The sequence below is a fragment of the Sphaerospermopsis sp. FACHB-1094 genome, from assembly GCF_014696195.1.
GTDB lineage: Bacteria > Cyanobacteriota > Cyanobacteriia > Cyanobacteriales > Nostocaceae > Sphaerospermopsis > Sphaerospermopsis kisseleviana.
This window is the reverse complement of record NZ_JACJPT010000065.1, coordinates 21,645-28,102: the sequence shown is the minus strand read 5'-3', so window position 1 is coordinate 28,102 and position 6,458 is coordinate 21,645. Positions and strand designations below refer to the sequence as shown.

Here is a 6,458-nt window from a genome sequence, read left to right as displayed (position 1 = left end):
CTCTTCCGATCTCTTCGACACCGCCCTTCGACACCGCCCTTCGACACCGCTCAGGACAGGCTCAGGACAGGCTCAGGACAGGCTCAGGACAGGCTCAGTACAAGTCGCTATCAAGGAGTCAGGAGTTCAAGGATATCAAGGAGTTTTTTGTATTTGGAAACGAGGTAAAAACCAACAAAGTGCAAGGTTTTCCTACTCATAGTTTTCAAAACCTTGCACCTATTTTCTTTGTGATCACCCTCAAACTCTTTATTCATCGTGATTTTCAGTTTATTCAGCAAACCCTCAATAAACTTTGCACTTTTTGAAAATTTAAAAGGCTAAAACCCTTTTCTTGTAATATTTTGATCTTAATTCAGCATCCGCTAAATAAAATTTCTTCCCTACTTTTTGATGTTTTATGTTTTAGTACCCCCAGGGGAATTCGAATCCCCGTTACCTCCGTGAAAGGGAGGTGTCCTAGGCCTCTAGACGATGGGGGCATCGGACTTCACTTTTAATAATCTACTCTATTTCCCAGAGGATGTCAACACCTTTTTCTAAAATTTTTTTTCGGCATCTAAATTCATGGAAATCGAGGAGTGGAGAAGGCAGGAGACGCTGGAATCGTTTTTCATCCCTCCCCTCAAGAACGCAACAACCTGCCCAAAAACTTGTTATCGTGTTATTGGCTTGCAGATATCCCATTTCATCAGGTAAGTCAGTCGGCACGAAAAAACCAAAGCAAGTACAAAAATATAAAATTTTGACACTCTCCTGCCTCCTGCTGCCAACAGCCTATTGATTACGGTCGCCAAATCCTGAAAAAAGATGTAATATGGACAACTAAGCATGAAAAAATATCCTATTGTTTTAAAGATGGATGTGCAGTTGTACCTGTAAAGTTAATGTTAATATTGATGATTCTCGACAAAGGTTAATTAACGGATTTTGAAATTAATTCCTCAAAATCTACAACATGGAAGCATCTTTTCAAATCACCCTACAGATGGTGTTCACAGTTCTTGCAGGTATCAGCGCCCAAGTGATGGCTGCATATTTTAAGCTGCCCAGCATCGTCTTATTACTTTTGTTAGGCATTCTCTTGGGTGCTGATGGCATTGGACTATTACATCCCCATCTGCTAGGAACAGGACTAGAAGTAATTGTTTCCCTAGCGACGGCAATTATTTTGTTTGAAGGCGGACTGAAATTGGATCTGCGGGAGATGGGCAGGGTTTCCGTCAGTTTGCAACTGCTGGTCACCTTGGGAACCTTGATCACACTGCTTGGTGGCAGTATGGCGGCGCACTGGCTAGGAGAATTTCCCTGGAATATAGCTTTTCTCTATGCTTCCATAGTCGTTGTCACAGGTCCTACAGTCATTGGTCCACTGATCAAACAAATCAACGTAGACCGACAAGTGGCAACGCTGCTGGAAGGGGAAGGGGTTTTAATTGACCCGGTGGGAGCTATTTTAGCCTACGTGGTTCTAGATACTATTTTGAATGGTGATCCTGACCCTATTAAAGCCATTATGGGTTTAATCTTGCGTTTAAGTGTAGGCGCAATGATTGGCGGTGTTGGTGGTTTTTTGATGAGTTGGATTTTCAAACGCGCCAATTTTCTCTCTTTTGAACTGAAAAACCTGATGGTGTTGGCAGGACTGTGGGGTTTGTTTACCTTAGCGCAAACTATTCGCAGTGAGTCAGGAATTATGACTACAGTTGTAGCCGGTGCGGTATTTGCTAACTCATCAGTCCCTGAAGAACGCCTGTTACGCAGCTTTAAAAATCAGCTAACAATTCTCAGTGTTTCTGTACTGTTTATTCTCCTAGCCGCTGATTTATCTATTGCCAGTGTGTTGGCCTTGGGTTGGGGTAGTTTATTTACTGTTTTGGTATTGATGTTCGTGGTGCGCCCGATCAACATTTTATTGTGTACTTGGAACAGTAATCTGAATTGGCGACAGAAATTGTTTTTAGGTTGGGTTGCGCCCAGAGGCATAGTTTCTGCTTCTGTGGCATCTTTATTTGCAATTTCCCTGACACAACGGGGTGTTAATGGTGGTGATGCGATTAAAGCTTTGGTGTTCTTGACAATTATCATGACTGTTTTTTGTCAAGGGTTAACAGCTGGGTGGCTGGTGAAATGGTTACGCATCACTTCTAAAGATGCCACTGGGGCAGTGATAGTGGGTTGTAATCCTTTGAGTTTATTGATTGCCAGGTTCTTCCAGGAACGAGGAGAAAGTGTGATCATTATTGACACTGACTCCCAATATTTTGCTCAAGCTGAAGCTCAAAATCTGCGCGTGATTGCTAGTAGTGCGCTAGATGCAGAAGTATTGGAAGAAGCTGGCATTGCTTCAAGGGGTACTTTTTTGGCAATGACTAATAACGGGGAAGTGAATTTTGTGTTAGCACAACGGGCAGCAGAGGAGTTTAATCCACCCCGTGTTTTAGCAGTATTTCCCCGTGATCCCCAAGCTTCTGGCTCGGTGAACAGCAGCAATAGCAGAGTGAATCAAGCTTTTGTCTCTGACTTACCTGTGAAAACCTGGAATGAATATTTAAGTAATGGCCGGGTAAAATTGGGAACAACTACTTTGAATGAGGCTGAATTTTCCAGTCAGCAGGAGCATATACAGGAAAAGATTAGGACTGGGGTGTTAGTACCGCTATTGATGGAAAGGGAAGAGCGCCTACAGGTAATGTCAGTTAATCAAAGTTGGGAAATAGGCGATCGCATTATTTACCTGTTGTATGATTCCCGACCAAATCTGTTAAAACGTTTATCTGGTGCTAGTCAGTCTACAGCCTTGGCTTTAGAAAAGTTACCAGAAGTGGAAGAAGTACCCACCGCTAAATTCTCTCAACTGTCTGCTACGGAAGCATCTGGTAATTGAACTTTAATAGAACCGACTCACGAGTAGCAAAAACCTGTTACCTGCTTTGGCTTGAATGTTCCTGTTTTCAATGCCAAAATAGGAAGTTATTATTTGTTAGTGAGAGAATCCAATCTCTAAAAATGGCAATATAATTTAAAAGATAAAATCCCTAGTAAAGCATGGCAGAAATGGCTGTATCTAGCAATGAAAAAAAGCTGATTTTCTCTGGTGTTATAACTGTTACAGCCTTCTGCCTGATTCGACTAGTAAATTGCAACCGAGCCGAGTGAACGATAACAGCTATGTCTTACGCATCCATCCTGAAAAATATACCAGAAATATTCAGCCAACCCACTGGAATAGCAGCTATAGCCTCTCTTGGTATTCACGGTGCTATTGCCTTGATTGTGCCATTAATGCCTGTTGATTCTGGTCAACCCACAGTAGCTGATTCTACAAAAGCAGTCGGATTAATGGAATTGAGTTCGGCTGATCAAAACCGATTGCCTCAAACAGCACCATCCCAGGTGGCTTTACAACCCCAACTGCCACAACAACCGGGAATTCCTTTAATTAACTTTGGTGAGGAAAAAGCTATGATCCCACCTGTAGAACCAGCTATCCAAGCTCCTTTACCTAGCCAGTCGGTACTGCCACCGATCCCTACATCATCGGCCAACTATAGTCTTTCTTACTTGCCCAAAAGGCAGCCTATCCAAAGATTTGCTAGAAACGATTTTAGAACTCAAGTTTCTAATTTCCGCATCAGCAGAAATACATCCTCTCCTTCATCCTCTCCTTTTGTGGATGATATAGATGCCAAAATTAAAGAAACCCAACCACTGAATATCAACCGTTTGCCACAACTTGAGGCAGATAATAAATTACCTAGTGAACCGCTAATTAACCCATCTCCTGATGCTATTGATATTGGCTCTACGGCAACACCACAGGGTGTTACTGAACCACAAAAAATTCAGTTAGGAGATAACTCAGTTCAAATTGCTGCTAATTCTGCTCCTGATCTTGCTGCTGAACCATCTCTACAAGGTCAAGATCAATTACGGGCAGCGGCAATCGTGATCCCATCTTCAGCAACTTCCACTCAGCAACAAACCCAAGTAACAACTGGAAGCGAGTTTGATTCTCAAGGTCAGAAACGGGAACAGTTACTGGCCAAGCTCGACTCTTATAACACCCTGAGAACAACAATTCGGGAAGCATACCCCAATGTTAAGGAACAAGCAGTTATCCGTGAAACTATCTCGACAAATCAACCCGGGATGGAAGGTACTGTTTTGGGTCGATTGGTTGTAGATCCTGATGGTAAGGTCTTAGATATCAAGTTTCAAGATGGATCAGTATCTCCTGAACTACAATCCAAAACTAGAGAATTTTTCAACGCTAATCCACCTAAAGGTGAGAAACGCATTAGTTCTTATCCTTTCCAACTCAGATTTACAAATAATGGCGATAGGAAAATTCCCCAGAAGATTGAACAGTTAAAGCCCTCACCAAGCCCAGATGATCAAACAGTATCTGATCCACAAATAGACAAAAATCAGTCTAATAATCAAGCTGTTGTTATTCCTAGTTCATCACCAACATCTGTAGTTAGTGATGATAAATCTGCTTTATCTACTGAATCTGCTCAAAAGTTGATTCAACAGTTACGTCAAATGAAGGAAACAAGACAAAACTCAAATCAAGAAAATTAAGAATTCACGAGTCGTAGGGGCGAAGCATTCGGAAAATAACCTGTGATCAAAATTGATAATTTATCGCCCGAATGCTTCGCCCGTACAAGAAAATTGTGATCAAAATTGATAATTTATCGCCCGAATGCTTCGCCCGTACAAGAAAATTGTGATCAAAATTGATAATTTATCGCCCGAATGCTGATGCTTCCAGCACGCTTCGCGAACGCCCCTACAGGAGTCAGGAGTTAGGAGTCAGAATCAAGAATTAATTTTTACCCTTGCTCCCTGCTCCCTGCTTTCTTCATAACAAGTGTTCAAAAAAACATGATACTACCAGCCTGTTTCCGCTTTCTGGAAAACATAAGCGGCCACTTCTAGAATTTCCTGCTCGCTTAATTTGCTCTTGAAGGCGGGCATGGCACTTTTACCGTTCTGAATTTGATGGATAATGGTTTGAATGGGTTCGGTATCATAATTTTCTAAATATTTTGATAGTGCTGATTTTTGTAAAGTTTTATGTTCAACTAGGATATTAGCGCCTCCTATATGGCAAGAAGCACAGTGATTACTAAAAATGGCGCTGCCTGTAGATGCTTCTGCGGCTAAGGCGGGATCAATGAATTGAAAGTTAAATAAGAGGGCGATCGCCAACAGTAAAATTAATAAAGGTATTCTCAAGAGATTTTCCTCGTAACTTCTGACACATTTAAATTGTAAAATTCTAATATTCTGAACTCTTGTTTAACAGGCAAGATGCCTGTTCCACTTATACAAATTAAATGCACAACAGCTTATCACTATTGACACTCTGCGTCCTAAAGGAGCGCAGATTCTTGATTCAACGAGTCCACTTAGACTAGATCCCTTTTTCTTATAAATCCAAGAGATTGTGGCATCTTCAGTGATGGAATAACTTGTATATTATAATACGGCATTTATCAAATAAAATTTATCTTACAAACTAAAATTAGCGGTAACTAGCTCATCCCTTTATTCTTTCCCAGGGATCAAACTCGTTACCGCTCCTATTAATTAGTTTGTACCACCTGATGAGCAAAAAAATCATCTGGTGTTAAATGAGCGAGATTGTTAGCTGGCAACAGTTAGTTTACCAACCATACCCGCACCACGGTGAGGTTCGCAGTAGAAAGTGTAATCACCAGTTGGTGCATCTGCGGGGATAACTGTTTCCATTTTTTGCCCAGGATTGAGTGCTAATTTTTTGTGAGACAAAGATGCAGCTAAATCTTTATCCTTAGCAGGATTTTTTATAGGATCAAAGACAACGTTGTGGGGAGGAACTTTGTTGTTAAACCACACAATTGTGTCACCAGGTTTAACAGTTAACTGCTTAGGCTCAAATTGCAACAATCCTTTGTCACTACCCAATTTGACGGTGTAGGTTTCAGCAGATGCGGTGGGAGTGAAAACAGCAAAGCTGCTAACAACTAACAGTACAGTTAAAACAGCTAAAGTCAAGCGTCTCCAACTTGCTGCTATTAATTTCATGGCTCTCTCCTGAGATATAGTTTTATTTTTCTTTTCTTATGTTAACTACATTTAACACCAAATATGACAACCTGTCATAGATAAAATTTTTTTTTTAATAATTAGGGTTTGCTGAAAAAATGCAAAACGCAGATAAATCAAAAGTTTGAGGCTGATAAATAGGAAAAAAGTGCAAGGGTTTTGAAGGGTATACGTGAAAAAGTGTGCATTTTTTGGGATTTCGAGAGATGGAAAAGGAATTTTCAAACTTCCTCCTGACTCCTGACTCCTGACTCCTGACTCCTATCCCCTCATGGAAAGACTTTCTCAGCAAGTCCTAATTAGCGGTTATTAATAGGAAAATGCAGCTTAAAATACAAAGTTCCCAATCCTGCTGCCAG

At 41.0% G+C, this 6,458-nt stretch carries 5 protein-coding genes and 1 tRNA gene; 3 read left to right on the top strand and 3 right to left on the bottom strand.

Features of this window, described 5'->3' with window-relative positions; translation table 11 throughout:
• Positions 1–308, top strand: a 308-nt coding sequence (locus tag H6F47_RS27595) for a hypothetical protein (RefSeq protein ID WP_206755153.1), incomplete at its 5' end; no start/stop codon positions are given.
• 101 nt (positions 309–409) lie between these two features.
• Here H6F47_RS27595 and H6F47_RS18175 read toward each other — a convergent pair.
• Positions 410–482: transfer RNA gene (locus tag H6F47_RS18175), tRNA-Glu, on the bottom strand.
• A 476-nt stretch (positions 483–958) separates the two neighbouring features.
• Between H6F47_RS18175 and H6F47_RS18170 the strand changes: the two genes are divergently transcribed.
• Together H6F47_RS18170 and H6F47_RS18165 are read left to right on the top strand one after the other, a co-directional pair.
• Positions 959–2,887 (top strand): cation:proton antiporter, encoded by a 1,929-nt coding sequence (locus H6F47_RS18170; RefSeq protein WP_096568366.1) that lies wholly within the window; start codon positions 959–961, stop codon positions 2,885–2,887.
• A 284-nt stretch (positions 2,888–3,171) separates the two neighbouring features.
• Positions 3,172–4,587 (top strand): hypothetical protein, encoded by a 1,416-nt coding sequence (locus H6F47_RS18165; protein WP_190650367.1) that lies wholly within the window; start codon positions 3,172–3,174, stop codon positions 4,585–4,587.
• A gap of 312 nt (positions 4,588–4,899) precedes the next feature.
• Here the strand turns inward: H6F47_RS18165 and petJ are convergent, their stop codons facing one another.
• Positions 4,900–5,247: a cytochrome c6 PetJ gene (gene petJ / locus H6F47_RS18160; protein WP_096568360.1), complete on the bottom strand. Its 348-nt coding sequence runs from the start codon at positions 5,245–5,247 to the stop codon at positions 4,900–4,902.
• Between the two features lie 411 nt (positions 5,248–5,658).
• On the bottom strand, positions 5,659–6,078 hold the full coding sequence (gene petE / locus H6F47_RS18155; RefSeq protein WP_096568357.1) for a plastocyanin: 420 nt from the start codon (positions 6,076–6,078) through the stop codon (positions 5,659–5,661).
• Between the last annotated feature and the right edge of the window lie 380 nt (positions 6,079–6,458).

Excerpts from the sequence above, each read along its gene's own strand:
- H6F47_RS18170 (WP_096568366.1), top strand. The coding sequence starts at position 959 with ATGGAAGCATCTTTTCAAATCACCCTACAGATGGTGTTCACAGTTCTT.
- H6F47_RS18165 (WP_190650367.1), top strand. The coding sequence starts at position 3,172 with ATGTCTTACGCATCCATCCTGAAAAATATACCAGAAATATTCAGCCAA.
- petE (WP_096568357.1), bottom strand. The coding sequence starts at position 6,078 with ATGAAATTAATAGCAGCAAGTTGGAGACGCTTGACTTTAGCTGTTTTA.